This is a genomic window from Acinetobacter sp. V89_4, assembly GCF_029967875.1.
Lineage (GTDB): Bacteria > Pseudomonadota > Gammaproteobacteria > Pseudomonadales > Moraxellaceae > Acinetobacter > Acinetobacter oleivorans.
The window spans coordinates 1-17,548 of sequence record NZ_JASCAI010000023.1; the positions used below are offsets into that span (position 1 = coordinate 1).

Sequence of the window (17,548 nt, forward strand, 5' to 3'; positions counted from 1 at the left end):
TCGAAAGAAACCGGGGTGTTTCTTTATGCGTGAATTAAATTAATTGTTTAATTTAAACTAAAAAACTTCGTATTATTTCGATCTTTGCTTATGATTTAAGCAATTAAAATAGAGTTTCTGTCTATGCAGTTTAAAATCATCGTGGCTCATGACCTAAATAAGCAACAACGACAACAAATTGCTGAGCTGTGTTTTGCTGCTTTTGATGAAGATCCTTGGAGTCAATATACCTTCATGCAAAATGCTGTACATATAATAGGCATATTGGATGATAATATTGTGTCACATGCTTTATGGACAGATCGAATTTTCACCTTAAACGATGGTATTACTGTAAAAACTGCTTACATAGAATATGTGACTACTGATTTCAAAATGCGTGGAAAAGGACTCGCATCTAAATTATTAAAATATTTAACTGATGCTTTAACTACTTTAGGCTATGAACTCGCGGCATTACAGCCTGAAGATGAGACATTCTATAAAAAATTAGATTGGATTTCGTGGTGGGGGGATTTATACATCAAGCAAGATACTTCCACTTATCTAACAGATGATTATCAAATTATGCTATTTCCGTTGAGCGCTATGCTGAAAGAGCGACTAACTCATAATTTAGAAGATGATAGTATTTGTGCCGATTGGAGAGAGGGTGAACTTTGGTAACTCGCTATATAAAATTTTGGAAAAACCTTACTTTAGTGTGTGATCAGAAGATTAGGGTAGTGTTAATAACGTAAGATATGGATGGAAAAATAAACTTATTTAATCTAATAATTTGATTTTTAAAATAATTATTAATTTTTTGTTTCTTAAAAAGAAATCTATGACAAGAGATACTGTTTACTTGAGAATTCAAGCATTACTTAGCTTTTCTACTTTCCTGTTTATTATAGAAGCTTATAATGATTCAGAATCATTCCAAATCTAATAAGGATATAACATGTCTACTGATCAGCAATTTCCAACACCCAATAATTTAGGAATAGCAGTTTATCCAAATAATGCAGAAGCTATTGGCAATACTCCTTTAGTTCGCATTAATCGTTTGATTAAAACTGGTGCAACCGTATTAGCAAAAGTGGAAAGCCGTAATCCTGCATTTTCTGTGAAATGTCGTATCGGAGCGGCACTAATTGCCGATGCAGAAAAGCGTGGTGTGTTAAAAGAAGGCATGCATATTATTGAACCAACCAGTGGTAATACAGGGATTGCATTGGCTTTTGTTGCAGCTGCTAAGGGTTATCCGATTACTTTAACTATGCCTGCAAGTATGAGTCTTGAGCGTAGAAAAGTATTAAAAGCACTCGGTGCCAATTTAGTTTTAACTGAACCAGCGAAAGGGATGAAAGGTGCAGTTGATGAAGCCATACGATTAGCAGCTGAACAGCCAGATGTTTATTTCTTACCTCAGCAATTTGAAAATCCAGCGAATCCTCAAATTCATGTAGACACAACCGGTCCTGAAATTTGGCAAGCTACAGGTGGACAAGTTGATATTTTGGTTGCTGGCGTAGGTACTGGTGGCACAATTACCGGTATTTCTCGTTATTTCGAACAAGTTCAAAATAAACCTTTGTATTCTGTAGCCGTTGAACCTGCTGAGTCTCCAATTATTACTCAAACTAGAAATGGAGAGAACATTACACCTGCACCGCATAAAATTCAGGGAATTGGTGCGAACTTTATTCCAAAGAATCTTGATTTAGATCTTGTAGATGAAGTTTTACCAGTGACTAGCGAAGAAGCAATTCAGTGGGCAAGAAACTGTGCAACCCAAGAAGGTATTTTAGTGGGTATTTCAAGTGGCGCAGCTTTGGCTGCGGCGGCAAAAATTGCAGAACGCCCTGAAAATGCTGGTAAAACTATTGTTGTTATTCTGCCAGATAGTGGGGAGCGTTATTTATCTTCTGTTCTGTTTGACGGTTTATTTGACGAATAAAATTAACTGTATAAAAAAGCCCATCTATTGATGGGCTTTTATTTAAACTTATTTATAAAGCACTTTTTAAAGCTTTTTGATGACGTTTAACAGATCGAGCATATTTTTTAGCTTTGTGCCGTGTCCAGAAGCTTCGCTCATATCCAGTTGGTCCCACATTATAATAAGCAGTTGCTTTGAACCAACTATCCGCTGACTGATAATAGTGATTTAAGATATAAGCACCACATTGAATATTTGTAGATTCATCATACAAATTACCAGCACAAGTTTGTTGCCAATAGCTGGGAATAATTTGAGTTAAACCGACTGCACCCGTAGGCGAGAGGGCATTAGTATTGTAACTCGATTCTTGTCTTATGACCGCGGCAAGTAAAAGAGGCGGCACATTATATTGGTCAGCACTTTGAATAATTATTGGAGATAACCGATTTGCTGTGCTTTGTGGAACAGAATAAGCTTTTTGTAGACCAGACGAGAGCTTATTTGAACGCCATGAAAATGAACCACTATTCGGGCCTAAGCTTGTACACCCAGTCATTATTGACATTAAAGCAATTATGAAAAATTTGAGACTCAAAATGTTTATTTGAGTCGGTTTAAAATAATTGTTAGATAAAGATGAGGTAAGCAAAATACAAAACCGATAATCAAATTTCAAATGAAATCATGGTATTCAGCTGCAACTAATCGATCAATATAAGTTCTGTTGCTCAGCACAAGCAAATAGTGAGAATTTTGTATAATTAAAATGAAAGAACCCCGACATCCTGTCAAGGTTCTTTCGTATTCAGCTTATGTAGCTAACTCCTGTCAACTACCGCTTCCTGCGTTCTTATTCTTCTTCAATGAGACATCCTGTCTCTCTATGTTTCATATATTATGAAAAAATACTAAAGATGAATATCCGCAAATCGCCGCAAGTTTTGTACGTTTTAACTTACAGATCAACTTACTTAAATACGATGTCGACAAGTTTTTGGGCTATAGGAGCACAAATCAATACACTTGGAAAAGCCAATATCCATGCAATAATCCAAGCCGATACCCACAATGAAAGGAAATGATGATTTAGTCCCACTACTTTAAAAGTTGAAATACCTGAAACTATAAAAGACATCATTCCAGATAAAATGAAGAGGAATAAAAGCTTCTGTGCTTTCATAATCTTATATTCCTTGATAAGCATTTAAGGTCAATGCAAAATTTTCTCCAAATTGTTGAGCAGTTTTAATATCTCCTTCATCAAACCTATCAGCATTACTGCCATGTTCAGCCTGAGCCATTAAGCCTGACCATGAGCCTAGACGATTGGCTGCTTGAGTATAAGGAACCCCTTGGTGTTGCTCAGGCATAATCGGGTTGCCGACCCATAACATGCCGTGTTGCATACAAAAGGTAAAAAGTGAAATTAGTGTCGATTGTTTATCACCTGCGGGAAGGGAAGATACGGTAAAGCCAGCCGCCAGTTTTCCTTTAAATTTCTGTTTTTTCCATAATGAGCCTGTTGCATCCATGAGTTGTTTTAATTTGGAAGATACACCCCCTAAATAAGTAGGAGATCCCCAAATTAAGCCGTCATATTGAATTAGGGTTTCTGGGTTTTCGACAAGATGTTCCGCACTGAGCAGATCTACTTTAATATTTTCTTGGCTCAAGATGCCAGTTTGAATTTGCTGAGCAATAAATTGGGTGTGGCCTTGGCGACTATAGTAAATAATGGCAACGGTTTTCATGAGTAGTTTCCTCTTTATTTAAAGTTGAAATAGTTTTGCAGTGAGATATAAGCCACAACCAAAAACACTATGGTTCATCAAACTTTTTAGGCAGTTCAAAAAAGGACGAGGGGTTTTTGAAGAAGCAAAACCACTACCCATCGCAGGTTGCATAATAAAAAAAGGAATGAGAACGGTGACTACACCAAACAGAAGTGCTGAATAAAATTGAGGATGGCTAAGCCAATCTGAGCTAACAATTAAAAGAAAGCTAAATGAAAAGATTAGTCCGACACTATAGTGAGCAACCCAACCTAATAAATATTCACCTTTAATTTGAGGGCTTTGAGCTATAGATTGATGGATGATTTTTCTGTGGAATATCCAACCGACCCAGCGACCGAGAAAGGCAAAATTTAAGGTCGGAATTTTAAATATCTTTAATATTAACAACCATATATCCATAATGACTGTTGCACCAACACCAAGGTATAAAGCTTGAAAGAACAATGTGGAGAGATTCATTTTGAAACCTTGCTTTTATACGTCTGAAACGTGATAAATTTATTGTGCAAGTTAAAGTTCACTTGAAGTCAAGAGGTTGTTATGGATATTGGTGAAGTCGCTAAAAAGGCAAAAGTCACAACCGCTACACTACGTTTTTATGAAGAGAAAGGATTAATTAAATCGATAGGACGGCAAGGTTTACGTCGGCAGTATGGGAAGCAGGTGCTTGATCAATTGGCACTCATTGCTTTAGGTCGTGCCGCAGGTTTTTCTTTAAATGAAATCGCAACAATGTTTGGACAAGATGGTAAGCCTAATCTTGATCGTCAGAAACTAAAAGATAAAGCTGAACAACTAGAACAAATGGCAAAGCGATTACATTTTATTAGTCAAGGATTAGAGCATGCTGCGGTATGTCCAGCTGAAAATCATATGGAATGTCCAACCTTCCAGAACTTTTTAAAAGCAGCAATTGCTGGAGAATATCAGCCAACGAAACTTTAATTCTTTTTGATGAAGTTATTTAGTTTGTGTTTGTATTGAACAGTGGGGTTTGTCATATTTTCGCCATAAAGATTTCATCTTTTTGAAGTAAAAACTTCATATAAGCTTGATTAAATTTGCTTAATTTTTTACCAACTGTATAAAACTATGAGCAAAAAAACATTAGTGGCATTACTCTGTTGTGCCAGTTTAGGATTGACGGCATGTAATGATGATAACGATCAAGAACAAACTTCACCTACTGAAAAAGTTACTGAACCGACCTTAATTTCTTTTGCCAAATTGCCTGTAGAAACCTATGCTGCTGGCCCAGACTCTGGTGCATATGTCAAAGGTGCAAATGGAATTTATCCTCCATTTAAAGGCCAGCCTGTACAAGGTTTTTCTGCTGCATTAAAAAATGAAGATGGCAGTTATATGGCAATGGCCGATAATGGCTTTGGTACCCAAGATAATTCAGCAGACTTTCTACTTCGTATTTATAAATTAAAACCTGATGTCAAAACTAAAACCAAAGGTACAGGGCAAGTTACGGTACAAGGCTTTATTCAATTGCGTGATCCGAACAAATTAATTCCATTTAATATCGTGAATGGTGATACAGCAGAGCGTTTATTAACGGGTGCAGATTTTGATCCAGAGTCTATGCAACGTACTAGCGATGGGACTTACTGGATTGGGGATGAGTTTGGGCCTTATTTACTTCATTTTTCAGCCGATGGCGTGTTATTAGATGCACCGATTGCTCTGCCAAATCCGTTAAACCCGACTCAAGAGTTACGTTCACCACAAAATCAGTTTAATAAAGCACAAATTAATTTTGTAGAGCCTCTAGTTCAACAAAGTGGTGGTTTTGAAGGAATGGCGATTTCGCCAGACGGGCAGTATCTTTACCCGCTTATAGAAAAACCAATTAAATCAATTCGGGAAACAGAAAGACAACTACTGATTTCTCAATTTGACCTGAAGAAAAAAGCGTATACAGGAAAATATTATTGGTTCCAGTTAGACAGCAAGGCAACCAATATTGGTGACTTCCAACTCTTTAATGATAAAGAAGGCATTATTATTGAGCGTGATGCGACCCAGAATAATTTAGGCGGATATAAAAAATTAATCCGTATTAAATTAAATGAGTCAGGTCAGCTAGTAAGCCGTGAAGATTTAGTCGATTTAATTAAAATTGCTAACCCGAATTTGTTGTATGGCACAGCTAGAGCAGGGGATATTGGTACGGGACAGTTTTTTGCTTTCCCATTTGAAACTATTGAAGATGTGATTATTGAAAATGGTACAACGCTTACCGTTTTCAATGATAATAACTTCCCTGGTTCGACAGGACGTAATTCAAAATTGGCTGATGATAATGAGATTATTCAGATTCGTTTGCCAAAAGCGTTGTTCTAATCTCTACAAATAAAAATTAAAACTGCGGCGGATTTTGTTCCGCCGTATTTATTCCAAGAATAAAATATTGAGTAAAGTTTAATCAAATTAATTTCTATATTGTTGTTTTCGCATGTTTTATAAACAGGGAAAATGAATGGAATTCATGTTAAAATGATCGGCTTTCATCTTTAGATGTCTCTCCTCCATCTGCTAGCCGAGATTCGCAAGCCATGTCTACTGCCTACACCATGCAGACTGCGCCAAAAGCGCTGTTTGATTACGACAAATATTGGGCGTCGTGTTTTGAACCCGCACCATTTTTGCCGATGTCACGAGAAGAAATGGACCAACTCGGCTGGGATGCATGTGACTTTATTTTAGTCTGTGGCGATGCTTATATTGACCACCCATCATTTGTATCGGGTGTGATTGGGCGTGTACTTGAAGCACAAGGTTTCCGTGTCGGAATTATTGCGCAGCCAGATTGGACCAATGTTGAAAGCTTCCGCGTTTTAGGTAAGCCAACGATTGCTTGGGGTGTAACCGCAGGTAATATGGATTCGATGATTAACCGTTATACGGCAGATCGTAAAATCCGTTCTGATGATGCTTATTCTCCAAACAATGAACCAAATAAACGTCCTGACCGCGCAGCAACAGTTTATTGCCAGCGCTGTCGTGAAGCTTTCCCAGATGTACCAGTGTTATTAGGTGGTATTGAAGGTAGTTTACGTCGTATTGCGCACTACGATTATTGGTCAGACAAAGTTCGTCGTTCGATTTTGATGGATTCAAAAGCCGATTTACTCATGTATGGTAATGGTGAGCGTGCCATTATTGATGTGATGCATCGTTTGGCCAAAGGTGATAAAATCCATGAGATTACTGATGTTCGTGGTACAGCATTTATTATTAATAAACATAACAAAGCATCAAAAGCAAAGTTTGTTGAAGTTGCGAGTAATGATGTAGATACGATTGGGCGTGTTGATCCAATTATTAACCCCTATGTCATGACTGAAGATATTGATGGCTGTGAGGTTGAAAAAGAAAAAGGTAACTCATTAGCTCAGTATCAAGATTTCCAGAAAGAGATTGTTGCAAATCCGATTGTGCGTGAAGGTGACAAACTCGATGACGATACTCAAATCGTTCAATTAAAGCCGACACCGTCAAAAGCAATTAAACACAAGTTACCTCCACGCGAGTTAGCGGTAATTCGTTTACCTTCTTTTGAAGAAGTGTCAAATGATCACGTACTTTACGCGCATGCAAACCGTATTTTGCACCTTGAAACTAATCCGGGTAATGCCCGTGCTTTGGTTCAACGCCATGGTGAACGTGATGTTTGGATCAATCCTCCACCAATTCCTCTAACCACTGAGGAAATGGATTATGTGTTTGATCTTCCATATGCGCGTTTGCCCCATCCTACTTATGGCGATGCTCGTTTCCCTGCATTTGATATGATCAAATTCTCGGTCAACATTATGCGTGGCTGTTTTGGTGGCTGTACATTCTGTTCGATTACAGAACATGAAGGTCGTATTATTCAAAACCGTTCGGAAGATTCGATCTTACGTGAAATTGAAAAAATCCGTGATACAGCGCCAAACTTCACCGGCATTATTTCAGATTTAGGTGGTCCAACGGCAAACATGTACCGTTTGCACTGTAAAGACCCAGAAATTGAGAAGAACTGTCGTAAACCTTCTTGTGTTTATCCGGGTGTTTGTCAAAACTTGCATACCGATCATGCACCGTTAGTACAGCTTTATCGTAAAGCACGTGCAATTAAAGGTGTGAAGAAAATTCTGATTGGTTCAGGTTTACGTTATGACCTTGCCGTACTCAACCCTGAATATGTAAAAGAACTAGTACAACATCACGTTGGCGGTTATTTAAAAATTGCTCCTGAACATACCGAAAATGGTCCTTTATCTAAGATGATGAAGCCGGGAATTGGTACTTATGATCGTTTCAAGCAAATGTTTGACCGTTTCAGTAAAGAAGCAGGAAAAGAGCAATATTTAATTCCTTACTTTATTGCAGCACATCCGGGTACATCAGATTATGACATGATGCACCTTGCAATTTGGTTAAAAAAGAATGGTTTCCGTGCCGATCAAGTACAGACGTTCTATCCATCGCCAATGGCAACTGCAACAACCATGTATTATTCGGGCAAAAACCCGCTTGCTAAAGTCGCTCGCTATACTGAAAAAGTTGATATTGTAAAAGGTGAGAAACGCCGTCGTCTGCATAAAGCATTCCTACGCTACCATGATCCAAACAACTGGCCATTACTTCGTGAAGCTTTAAAAGAAATGGGCCGTGCAGATTTAATTGGTAATTCAAAGCAGCACTTGATCCCGACCTATCAGCCACAAGGTACTGCTGAAGGTGAATATAAGTCGGCACGTAAGAAGAACTCTTCTGTAGCGGGTGATTCAGCAAAACGTGGTCAGGGACAATCTCGTTCAGCAGCAGGGCAAAAACGTCCACAAAAAGGACAGGTTCTAACCCAGCACACTGGTTTGCCTCCTCGTGAAACAGGTGAGAAAAGACCATTTGGTGGAAAAAGTAAACCTAAAAGCAAGGTTCGTGGATAGTGATAAAACAGGCTCTTAAATAGAGCCTGTTTTGTTTTTAAAGTATCTATTTAAATCGTATAGTGAGATTTTTGAAGATTAAAAGTACAAAAAACGTAACGAATAATGATAAATAGCAAAAATCTGACGAGCTGCACTTGATTGTTGTAGACTCTATGATTATAAATAATGTGAGGGTGGCTAAATTTAAGCCAAGCTTGATAACTACAAGTGAAATTACTAAGTGAACCTTTTAAAAAACGGCTGTGTCGTTATCAATTAAAACAAAGTGTGATCTAGCAAAATCATTATAAAAAACCTAAAGGATTGGACCCATGTACTATTTAATTACGATTTTATTATTATTTTTGGCTGTTGTAATGGCAGTGAAAAGTCTTTCACGAAGGCATCAACATGATAGTGCCTTGAAGCGCCGTGCAGTATTAACTAGCCATGAGCAAATGACATTAACCAGACTACAAACAGTTTTACCTAAATTTACCGTGTTGGCACATGTATCCTTTGATGCATTATTAACTACAAAATACGCGCATACACGTCGAAAATATCAAAATATGGCAGCTGATTTTGTTGTACTTGATCAAAATTATCAGGTTGTTGTCATTGTGGTTCTTGGCGAAAATGGTTTACGCCGTGCGCATCAGCAATATGAACGTCGTCTATTACAATTGGCCGGCTATCGTGTACTGCATTACAGTGAGGTGCCTGATTATCACGATCTGAGAAGGGACTTATTGACTCCAGAAACAGAGATGGCAATTTTACATGCAACGCCGCAACTAGAACGAATGTCAAATGCGTTTGTGAAGTCTTAAAAATTAGAGATTATAGCAATTGATTAGAGAACTCATTAAAGAAGATCTTAATAACATGCTGACATTAACAATGTTAAAATTACTAAAAAATTGAGCAATATAACTAGGGATATTGCTCAATTTAGTGTCATTTTATATTTATAAAAATTATGGAAGTACTGCAACAACCGTCATTTCTACAAGCACGTCTGGCGCATAAAGTTTGGACTCTACACAAGTACGTGCTGGTGGATGTCCTTCACTAATCCATGCATCCCAAACAGCATTCATTGCTGCATAATCTTTGTCGATATCTTTTAGAAAAATCATAACAGAAAGAATATGGGTTTTATCTGTTCCAGCTTCTGCCAATAGACGGTCAATATTATCTAAAGTTTGTTGAGTCTGTGCTGTAACATCTACGCTTGTATCATCTGCGAGTTGGCCAGCTAAATGTACCAAATTGCCTGAAATCGCAACTTCACAGTAGCGTGAAGTCACGTGTAAACGCTTTACCGTCATAAAAATGCTCTAGGGTGGTTTTATTTAATAGTTTTGATTTTATGAAGAGTTACTGGGTTGGTGCAAGCAAGTAGAAAGGAATTTCAGTAGATTATTGTGATGAAGGGATATCTAAGCCATGTATCAGAAGAGCCCTGTAATATTCGGATTTGGTCGTCACGCCAATCACAGGACGATATGCCGAAAGTAAAGGTTGCTTTGGCATGTTGCAAATACATGGGTAATGAATATGCGTTGATTAGGTTACTCTAAAGTTTCAGTAAAAGGGAGTCTATTTTGTTTAAAAGTTGCTCTTTTGAGTGAAAATTAATCAATCACCAAAGGTTAAGTTGGAAGTCATCCGCTTGAGTCTGTAATTGATAAACGCCTATACCAATTAAGCGAAACTGAAAATGTTCAGGAATCTGCATTTCATTTAATAATAAAAATAAAACTTGGATTAAGTCCTGTAGCGACTGGATCGGTCTTTTAAAGCTTTTACTATGTTGTAAAGTCTGAAAATTCTTGAGTTTAAGCTTAATATTCACACCACGTGCATTGAGTTGCTTTTTCTCTAAGCTTTGCCATACTTTTTCAGCTAGTCCTTGCCAATAGGGCTGACATTGAACCAAAGTAAAGTCACTATCGAAAGTTGTCTCTTTCGAAATTTGTTGGCGGGCTCTTTCAGCTTGAACAGGTCTATGATCAATCCCTTGTGCATATAGGTAGAGTTGTTGTCCATATTTACCGAAGTGGTGAACTAAAACAGCCTCTTCAATTTTCTGTAAATCACCCAAAGTATGTAATTGAAGCTGCTGTAATTTTTCCTGAGTGACTTTACCGACGCCAGGAATCTTTTTAAGTGGCAGGTCTTGAATAAAACTTGCAACCTGCGAAGGTTTGATTACACATAAGCCATTCGGTTTATTCCAATCTGAAGCAATTTTTGCCAAAAATTTATTGGGGGCTACACCTGCTGATGCAGTCAGTCCAGTTAACCTAAAAATATCTTCCCGAATATGCATCGCAACCTCGGTTGCACTCGCAATCTGTTTTAGATTTTCAGTGACATCCAAATAGGCTTCATCGAGCGATAAAGGTTCAATAAGCAGAGTATATTGCTGAAAAATAGAGTGAATTTGAGCAGAGACTGTGCGGTATTTTTCAAAATTTGGCTCAATAATAACGACTTGAGGGCATAGTTTTCTTGCCTGACTCATCGACATGGCTGAACGTAAACCAAATTCACGGGCAGGATAGGATGCAGCAGCAATGACAGCTCGCGGATGATGCGAAGAAATAACCACAGGGAGATGCTTTAGATCAGGACGCTCTCGCAATTCGACTGATGCATAAAAGGCATCCATATCGATATGAATGATTTTGCGCATATTATTGTGCTTTCACGATGCCTTGCTGCTGTAAGAATTGGTGCCATTCTTTGACTGAACCCTCATAAACATTTAAGTCTACGGGCTTTGTTATTCCCTCAATTTTACCCTGATTACTATGCTGCCAAAAGAGCCATTTTCTTTTATCTTTAAGTTCAGGTTTTCCTTCGTAATCTCTGACCCAAAGTGGTGTATTAGGAAAACTACCGATTAACACAATGTGATAAAAAGTTTTAGAAATATAAAAGATAGGCTGTTTGCCATAATGCTGTTTTAGGCGATCATGCATGATGCCTATTTCTTTAAGTAATTGTTCTTTGGTATGCGAATTAATACAGTTACCGTCATATTCCAGATCAATGACGGGAGGAAGAGCATCTAATTTTTTAGGTACAGTCGCAATAAAGTTATCAGCTTGTGTCTTTCCATCACGACACAGGCGATAAAAGTGGTAAGCCCCTACATGAAACCCATGTTCACGAGCTTTGAGCCAGTTTTCTTGAAATTTTGAATCTTTGTAATCACCGCCTTCAGTTGCTTTTAAATAAACGAATTGGAACTTTTCCGGTGATATTTTTTTCCAGTTAATATCTTCTTGATGGTGAGAAACATCAAAGCCTTGAACTGGATAATCTTGTGCAATGGCTTTTTGCTGATAGAACAAACCAAAATAAGCCAGAATTCCCATAACACATCCCAAGCCAATTCCGATAAAGGTATTGTACCGTGCTGTGAAAAAGGTTTTAGCCAGTTTGGTCATGCAAAACTCATTACAGATTTGAAGCCGACATCATAACTTGATTCAAGAGGGAGAAACCACGCTAAAAATGCAACGACTTATACGGGGGTATTTTTTGGAATTTGCCAGAAAATAAGCGCTGTAATGATATTGATGCACCCGAGGCAAATTAAAGTGACGTGGAATGCAGTGGTCACATGGTCAGCTCCATAATAATCAGTAAAGATATTAATGAGTGTGCCAGCGAGTGCCACGCCAATACTCATTGATAGCATCATGATCATCGACAAGAAACTATTACCGCTGCTTGCATCTTGTTGAGGCAAATCTTTTAAGGTCAATGTGTTCATACCCACAAATTGCAGTGAGTTTAATGTGCCAAATAAGAAAAAGTGTAAGGCTCTAAACCAAGTTGGAGTGTCGACTGTCATGATGGCGAAAGAGGCGATACATAGCCCGACCAGCGTTGTGTTGATGAGTAAAAAACGTCGATAGCCAATCTTTTGAATAATCGGTCTGACAATTGGCTTTGAAAATAATGAACCCAAGACTAAAGGAATCATCATTAAACCAGCAATAAAAGGTTCAAAGCCAAAAGCGACTTGTAGCATGAGCGGTAAAACAAAAGGTAAAGCATTACCACCGAAGCGAGCAAAGAAATTACCTAAAATACCAATCGCATAAATTTTATTTCTAAAGAGTCGACTGCGGAACAACGCATTTTGATGAGTATGAGAATGATAGGCATACCAAAGTGTTGCGATTATGCCGACGACCAATAGTGAAATGCTGAACCATTTTGAATATTCAGGGGAGGCTAAATGTTCGATACCCAAAGACCATCCAATCATGGCTACCACTAATAAGATGAAGCCGCCTAAATCAAATGTTTTAACTGAAGGCTCTTTTAAATTAGGCATGACTTTTAATGTCATTAAGATACCTAAGATACCCATGGGAATATTGATGAGGAAAATCCAATGCCAAGTTGCAACTTCAACTAACCAGCCACCTAAAGTTGGACCAGCCAACGGCCCGAGTAAACCTGCAAGACTCATTAAGCTCATTGCAGCTAAAAACTGAGTTCGGGGAATAATCTTTAAAAGTGATAATCGACCAACAGGAAGTAGTAAAGCCCCGCCTACGCCTTGGATGACCCGGAAAAATAAGAGTTGATTGAGACTCTGAGAAAGACCACAACCTAAAGAGGCTAAAGTAAAAATAACGATTGCCGATAAGAAAATATTTTTAACACCAAAGCGGTCTGCTAACCATCCACTTAAAGGAATGCAGGCGGCTACTGATAAAACATAGGCCACTACTACGCTATGCATGCGTAGAGGGTCTTCATTTAAATGGTGAGCCATTGCAGGAATAGCTGTATTTACAATTGTTGTGTCCAAAGCCTGCATAAAAAAGCCAATGGAAACCAAAAGTACGAGTAAGCGATATTCAGGTTGCAAGGCTTGGTGAGTCGGCGTGGCATTCATAACATTTGAAAGTTAACGTTTTGGTCTAGTGTAAAACAAATTGAAAGTAAAAAAAGTAAGACAATGTTGATTACTCCTTTAATAAATCTAAGTGCTTTTGATGGTAGCGGTGAAAATAGTTAAAACAAAAAAAGCGGCAGAACCGCTTTTTTATGGAGAGTAGGTGGGTAACTAAACAACAAATCTTTTCGGCATTTTTAAATTTTTAATGACGTTATAAATCTGATCGACATCATCACATACAATTAATTTAGCTCGGTGCTGAAGGGGAAGAAAACCTTCTTGAACCGCATGGTCTAGCTGGGCAATCAATGCATTATAAAAGCCATTTACGTTATACAAAATCATGGGTTTTTGGTGTTGGTTAAGTTGGCCCCAAGTGGCTATTTCCAATATTTCTTCGAATGTTCCTAAACCGCCGGGTAATGCAATAAATGCACTTGCACGCTCTGCCATCATGGCTTTGCGCTCGTGCATGGTTTCTACGATATGTAATTCGGTTAAGCCAGCATGGGCTACTTCATAGTCGAGCATAAATTCAGGAATGACACCGACAGCTTCTCCGCCGTTTGCGAGAACGCTTTCAGCAACTTGTCCCATTAAACCAATACTGGCACCACCGTAGACTAAACCGAAACCTTGGTCAGCAATTCCATGAGCGAGTTCAATCGCCTTTTCTCGGTAGATCGGGTTATTTCCCGCACGTGAACCACAATATAATGCAATAAGAGGTTGTTTTGTTTTTACAGCTGTTATTGGTGAATCATTTACTGCCATTGTTAATACGCTATTCATTGTTTTATTTTCACCTTATCACGTTCATATTTCTTGTCTACACTAAGCAAAAAATATGACAACTTTATAAGCAGATTTATAGTAAAGACTAACGTTTTGTATGGGTTTAGTGAATGCCTGTCATGAACAAATAAAAATGATGAATTTATGTTAAATCTTGCCTATACTAAAAATTCGTTTAACAACATATGAACAAATATGGGTAGTGGTTGTAGTCGCTCCGTTTTAATTTCTTGTCCTAAAAAAACATTTTCCCTCCTTTGTATGGGCATGCCTGCTGTGTTGCCAAATAAAGATAAAATCCAATCAGCACAGGAGCAGGATCGATGATCTTTGAATGGATGTCTGATCCATCTGCTTGGGTGGGTTTAGCAACTTTAATCGTTCTTGAAATTGTATTGGGGATCGATAACCTCGTTTTCATCGCTATTTTGGCTGAAAAACTGCCGCCAGAGCAGCGAGCTAAAGCACGTATAATTGGTTTAATACTCGCCCTAGGAATGCGGCTAATACTTTTAGCCTCGATTGCTTGGGTCGTGACACTGACAGAACCACTCTTCCATATTTTTAATCACCCATTCTCTGGCCGTGATTTGATCTTGTTGTTCGGTGGTGTGTTCTTGCTCTTTAAAGGCACCATGGAATTGCATGAGCGCATGGAAGGTAATCAACTTCATAAAGAAGATAACCCTGTTCATGCTGCGTTCTGGATGGTCATTGTCCAGATTGTTGTGCTTGATGCTGTGTTCTCGTTAGATAGTGTGATTACCGCTGTAGGTATGGTGAAAGAACTGTCTATTATGATGGTTGCAGTTGTAATTGCTGTCGGAATCATGTTGTGGGCATCGAAACCGCTCATGGATTTTGTGAATAAGCATCCAACGGTTGTTATTCTGTGTCTTGGTTTCTTGATGATGATTGGTTTCTCTTTGGTGGTGGAAGGTTTTGGTTTCCATATTCCGAAGGGCTACTTATATGCTGCAATTGGCTTCTCGGTTTTGGTGGAAATTATCAACCAAAGCATGCGTCGCAATCAGGAAAAACTGGTTACAACTACAGACTTACGTTATCGCACTGCTTCAGCCGTGTTACGTATGCTAGGAAGTAAAAGCAGTGGTTCTAGCTCAGATACGCAATCTTCTGATAAAGAAGACGTATTGGCTACACAAGCTTTTGCAGATGAAGTTTTTGATGAAGAAAATGGCGCTTATCATAGTGTGCTTGTGCAAGGTGTTCTTGGTTTATCAGAGCGTCCTGTAAAGTCTGTTATGACTCCACGACCTGAACTTGAGTGGATTAATTTAGACGATGAACCAGAAGTTTTAAAAGAACGTTTAATGTCAATGACACACTCTCGTTTGATTGTTGCACGTGGTGAACTTGATAATATTGAGGGTATTGCACTCACTCATAAAGTTCTAAATGGCTTTATTGAAACAGGTGTGGTCGATTTCCAAAAGCATTTACGTGAACCTGTCATTGTGCATGAAAATGCTCAAGTACTTATGGTGATGGAGCAATTACGTCAAGCACCGTTACAAATGGCAATCGTTTTAAATGAATATGGTTCAATTGAAGGTATTGCAACGCCAATTGATATTTTAGAAGCCATTGCGGGTGAATTCCCTGATGAAGATGAGCTAGACGCAGCCGCTGAGAGCTTGGCAGATGGTTCATTAATACTTGAAGGTTCAACGGACATTCGCCACGTATCGCTTTTATTAGGTCGTGATTTGGTCGATGAGAGTGAACAGTATTCAACTTTGTCAGGTTACTTGTTATTCCATTTAGGTCGGTTACCAGAAAATGGTGAAGCTGTTGAAGCAGATGGTTATCGCTTTGAAGTGATTACGATGGAAGGTCATAAGATCGAGAAAGTTCATATTGTTTCTATCGAACAAGATGAATCAAAAGATTAAATGACATTTTAAGCCTAGAAACATCATAAAATAGCTCAACTCTGAGCTATTTTTTTTATTTGAGAAACACAGAATGACTCAACACACTTGTCCATGTGGAGAAGGCAGCTATGCAGAATGTTGTGAGCCTTTACATTTAGGCACAGCAAAAGCCCTGACTGCAGAGCAGCTGATGCGTTCGCGCTATAGTGCTTTTGCATTACAGCAAATTGATTATATTGTTCAAACAACCGCTTTAGGTCAGCAAAATGCACTTGATAAAGAGGCTATTGCAGACTGGAGTAAACAAAATCAATGGTTGGGTTTAGACGTCGTTAACGCCAAAGAAAAACTCGATAAAACCCATGCACAGGTTGAATTCAAGGCACATTATCATGATGGACAAAAAGTTCAGGTTCACCATGAGGTTTCACATTTTGTATATCATCAACAACAATGGTTTTTTCTTGATCCCACTGTAGATATGCATGTCACCATGAAACAGCCTTGTATATGTGGCTCTGGAAAAAAATTTAAACAATGCTGTGCACAATTCCTATAACTTTATCTTAAAATACGCGCACCGTTTGGCCTGAGGGAAAGGGCAATGTTACTCACCGTTATTTATATTATTGCGATTACTGCCGAAGCCATGACAGGCGCACTGTCTGCTGGTCGACGGAGTATGGACTGGTTCGGTGTCGTACTGATTGCCTGTGTGACTGCCTTAGGGGGTGGGTCTGTACGTGATGTATTACTTGGCCACTACCCTTTAACTTGGGTAAAACATCCTGAATATTTGGTTCTGACTTGTTGTGCTGCATTTGTCACAATCATTATTGCCAAATGGATGCGTCACTTACATAACATCTTTTTGGTGCTCGATGCTTTAGGTCTAATTGGATTTACCATTATTGGTTGTCAGATTGCCTTACAAATGGGGCATGGTTTTGTCGTATCGGCAGTAGCAGGGGTGTTAACTGGCGTTTCTGGCGGTATTTTGCGTGACATTTTATGTAACGACGTTCCGTTCGTTTTCCGTCGTGAACTTTATGCGAGTATTTCTTTTGTAGCAGTCATTTGCTACTGGGTATGTTTAGATTTGGGATTCAGTTTAGAGTTAACTGTTATTTCAACCTTAATTTTCGGTTTTACTCTGCGTTTGATTGCGATCTATTTCGGCTTAGAAATGCCTAAGTTTATTTATAAAGATGACGATGCAGAATCAGCTTCATCGACCGATGAACATTAATCATGCAGAATACGATGTG

Annotated in this window: 18 protein-coding genes and 1 pseudogene; 10 read left to right on the top strand and 9 right to left on the bottom strand. The window is 38.5% G+C overall.

Going from position 1 to position 17,548, the window contains the following annotated elements; all coding sequences use genetic code 11:
- Positions 1-123: 123 nt before the first annotated feature.
- Positions 124-666, top strand: a complete 543-nt coding sequence (locus QLG01_RS10030; protein WP_282496366.1) for a GNAT family N-acetyltransferase — start codon at positions 124-126, stop codon at positions 664-666.
- Between the two features lie 277 nt (positions 667-943).
- The gene (cysK, locus tag QLG01_RS10035) at positions 944-1,942 is read left to right on the top strand and encodes a cysteine synthase A (protein WP_282496367.1); all 999 of its coding nucleotides are present in this window, start codon (positions 944-946) and stop codon (positions 1,940-1,942) included.
- Between the two features lie 52 nt (positions 1,943-1,994).
- On the opposite strand, the gene QLG01_RS10040 is transcribed toward cysK, so the two are convergent.
- The 4 genes from QLG01_RS10040 to QLG01_RS10055 form a co-directional block, all read right to left on the bottom strand.
- Positions 1,995-2,603 (bottom strand): transglycosylase SLT domain-containing protein, encoded by a 609-nt coding sequence (locus QLG01_RS10040; RefSeq protein WP_282496368.1) that lies wholly within the window; start codon positions 2,601-2,603, stop codon positions 1,995-1,997.
- 291 nt (positions 2,604-2,894) lie between these two features.
- On the bottom strand, positions 2,895-3,107 hold the full coding sequence (locus tag QLG01_RS10045; protein WP_191901030.1) for a DUF2798 domain-containing protein: 213 nt from the start codon (positions 3,105-3,107) through the stop codon (positions 2,895-2,897).
- A 4-nt stretch (positions 3,108-3,111) separates the two neighbouring features.
- On the bottom strand, positions 3,112-3,678 hold the full coding sequence (locus QLG01_RS10050) for a flavodoxin family protein (RefSeq protein ID WP_174745295.1): 567 nt from the start codon (positions 3,676-3,678) through the stop codon (positions 3,112-3,114).
- Between the two features lie 18 nt (positions 3,679-3,696).
- Entirely contained in the window at positions 3,697-4,182 is a 486-nt protein-coding gene (locus QLG01_RS10055) for a DUF2938 domain-containing protein (RefSeq protein WP_282496370.1), read from the bottom strand.
- Positions 4,183-4,263: 81 nt separating this feature from the next.
- Here QLG01_RS10055 and QLG01_RS10060 point away from each other — a divergent pair, with 81 nt between their 5' ends.
- From QLG01_RS10060 to QLG01_RS10075, 4 genes are all read left to right on the top strand, one after another.
- A complete protein-coding gene (locus QLG01_RS10060) occupies positions 4,264-4,668 on the top strand; it encodes a helix-turn-helix domain-containing protein (protein ID WP_282496371.1) in 405 nt (134 codons plus the stop codon).
- A gap of 147 nt (positions 4,669-4,815) precedes the next feature.
- The gene (locus QLG01_RS10065; RefSeq protein WP_282496372.1) at positions 4,816-6,075 is read left to right on the top strand and encodes an esterase-like activity of phytase family protein; all 1,260 of its coding nucleotides are present in this window, start codon (positions 4,816-4,818) and stop codon (positions 6,073-6,075) included.
- A gap of 212 nt (positions 6,076-6,287) precedes the next feature.
- The gene (locus QLG01_RS10070) at positions 6,288-8,669 is read left to right on the top strand and encodes a YgiQ family radical SAM protein (protein WP_282496373.1); all 2,382 of its coding nucleotides are present in this window, start codon (positions 6,288-6,290) and stop codon (positions 8,667-8,669) included.
- A gap of 314 nt (positions 8,670-8,983) precedes the next feature.
- The gene (locus QLG01_RS10075; protein WP_005301476.1) at positions 8,984-9,484 is read left to right on the top strand and encodes a DUF2726 domain-containing protein; all 501 of its coding nucleotides are present in this window, start codon (positions 8,984-8,986) and stop codon (positions 9,482-9,484) included.
- Positions 9,485-9,631: 147 nt separating this feature from the next.
- Here the strand turns inward: QLG01_RS10075 and QLG01_RS10080 are convergent, their stop codons facing one another.
- Positions 9,632-9,985 carry a RidA family protein gene (locus tag QLG01_RS10080; RefSeq protein WP_004795237.1) on the bottom strand — a complete coding sequence of 118 codons (354 nt, stop codon included), beginning with the start codon at positions 9,983-9,985 and terminating at the stop codon, positions 9,632-9,634.
- 193 nt (positions 9,986-10,178) lie between these two features.
- Here QLG01_RS10080 and QLG01_RS10085 point away from each other — a divergent pair.
- Positions 10,179-10,295 (top strand): annotated as a pseudogene (locus QLG01_RS10085) (hypothetical protein).
- A 4-nt stretch (positions 10,296-10,299) separates the two neighbouring features.
- Here QLG01_RS10085 and dinB read toward each other — a convergent pair.
- From dinB to QLG01_RS10105, 4 genes are all read right to left on the bottom strand, one after another.
- On the bottom strand, positions 10,300-11,355 hold the full coding sequence (dinB, locus tag QLG01_RS10090; protein WP_151989346.1) for a DNA polymerase IV: 1,056 nt from the start codon (positions 11,353-11,355) through the stop codon (positions 10,300-10,302).
- 1 nt (position 11,356) lies between these two features.
- Positions 11,357-12,115, bottom strand: coding sequence for a GH25 family lysozyme (locus QLG01_RS10095; RefSeq protein ID WP_282496374.1), 759 nt, complete (start codon positions 12,113-12,115; stop codon positions 11,357-11,359).
- Between the two features lie 77 nt (positions 12,116-12,192).
- The gene (gene mdtD / locus QLG01_RS10100) at positions 12,193-13,584 is read right to left on the bottom strand and encodes a multidrug transporter subunit MdtD (RefSeq protein ID WP_282496375.1); all 1,392 of its coding nucleotides are present in this window, start codon (positions 13,582-13,584) and stop codon (positions 12,193-12,195) included.
- A 171-nt stretch (positions 13,585-13,755) separates the two neighbouring features.
- Positions 13,756-14,379: a TIGR00730 family Rossman fold protein gene (locus tag QLG01_RS10105; RefSeq protein WP_013199154.1), complete on the bottom strand. Its 624-nt coding sequence runs from the start codon at positions 14,377-14,379 to the stop codon at positions 13,756-13,758.
- 326 nt (positions 14,380-14,705) lie between these two features.
- On the opposite strand from QLG01_RS10105, the gene QLG01_RS10110 reads away from it, so the two are divergent.
- The 3 genes from QLG01_RS10110 to QLG01_RS10120 all read left to right on the top strand — a co-directional run bounded on the left by QLG01_RS10110 (position 14,706) and on the right by QLG01_RS10120 (position 17,529).
- Positions 14,706-16,298: a transporter associated domain-containing protein gene (locus QLG01_RS10110; RefSeq protein WP_282496376.1), complete on the top strand. Its 1,593-nt coding sequence runs from the start codon at positions 14,706-14,708 to the stop codon at positions 16,296-16,298.
- Positions 16,299-16,371: 73 nt separating this feature from the next.
- Positions 16,372-16,839, top strand: a complete 468-nt coding sequence (locus QLG01_RS10115; protein WP_282496378.1) for a YchJ family protein — start codon at positions 16,372-16,374, stop codon at positions 16,837-16,839.
- Between the two features lie 45 nt (positions 16,840-16,884).
- Complete coding sequence (locus QLG01_RS10120; RefSeq protein ID WP_004795225.1) at positions 16,885-17,529, top strand: trimeric intracellular cation channel family protein; 645 nt, start codon at positions 16,885-16,887, stop codon at positions 17,527-17,529.
- Positions 17,530-17,548 lie beyond the last annotated feature (19 nt).

Coding starts and splice junctions, on each gene's coding strand:
- QLG01_RS10080 (WP_004795237.1), bottom strand. CDS start 9,985: ATGACGGTAAAGCGTTTACACGTGACTTCACGCTACTGTGAAGTTGCG.
- QLG01_RS10060 (WP_282496371.1), top strand. CDS start 4,264: ATGGATATTGGTGAAGTCGCTAAAAAGGCAAAAGTCACAACCGCTACA.
- QLG01_RS10070 (WP_282496373.1), top strand. CDS start 6,288: ATGTCTACTGCCTACACCATGCAGACTGCGCCAAAAGCGCTGTTTGAT.
- QLG01_RS10115 (WP_282496378.1), top strand. CDS start 16,372: ATGACTCAACACACTTGTCCATGTGGAGAAGGCAGCTATGCAGAATGT.
- cysK (WP_282496367.1), top strand. CDS start 944: ATGTCTACTGATCAGCAATTTCCAACACCCAATAATTTAGGAATAGCA.
- QLG01_RS10045 (WP_191901030.1), bottom strand. CDS start 3,107: ATGAAAGCACAGAAGCTTTTATTCCTCTTCATTTTATCTGGAATGATG.
- dinB (WP_151989346.1), bottom strand. CDS start 11,355: ATGCGCAAAATCATTCATATCGATATGGATGCCTTTTATGCATCAGTC.
- QLG01_RS10120 (WP_004795225.1), top strand. CDS start 16,885: ATGTTACTCACCGTTATTTATATTATTGCGATTACTGCCGAAGCCATG.
- mdtD (WP_282496375.1), bottom strand. CDS start 13,584: ATGAATGCCACGCCGACTCACCAAGCCTTGCAACCTGAATATCGCTTA.
- QLG01_RS10030 (WP_282496366.1), top strand. CDS start 124: ATGCAGTTTAAAATCATCGTGGCTCATGACCTAAATAAGCAACAACGA.
- QLG01_RS10075 (WP_005301476.1), top strand. CDS start 8,984: ATGTACTATTTAATTACGATTTTATTATTATTTTTGGCTGTTGTAATG.
- QLG01_RS10050 (WP_174745295.1), bottom strand. CDS start 3,678: ATGAAAACCGTTGCCATTATTTACTATAGTCGCCAAGGCCACACCCAA.
- QLG01_RS10095 (WP_282496374.1), bottom strand. CDS start 12,115: ATGACCAAACTGGCTAAAACCTTTTTCACAGCACGGTACAATACCTTT.
- QLG01_RS10055 (WP_282496370.1), bottom strand. CDS start 4,182: ATGAATCTCTCCACATTGTTCTTTCAAGCTTTATACCTTGGTGTTGGT.
- QLG01_RS10110 (WP_282496376.1), top strand. CDS start 14,706: ATGATCTTTGAATGGATGTCTGATCCATCTGCTTGGGTGGGTTTAGCA.
- QLG01_RS10105 (WP_013199154.1), bottom strand. CDS start 14,379: ATGAATAGCGTATTAACAATGGCAGTAAATGATTCACCAATAACAGCT.
- QLG01_RS10065 (WP_282496372.1), top strand. CDS start 4,816: ATGAGCAAAAAAACATTAGTGGCATTACTCTGTTGTGCCAGTTTAGGA.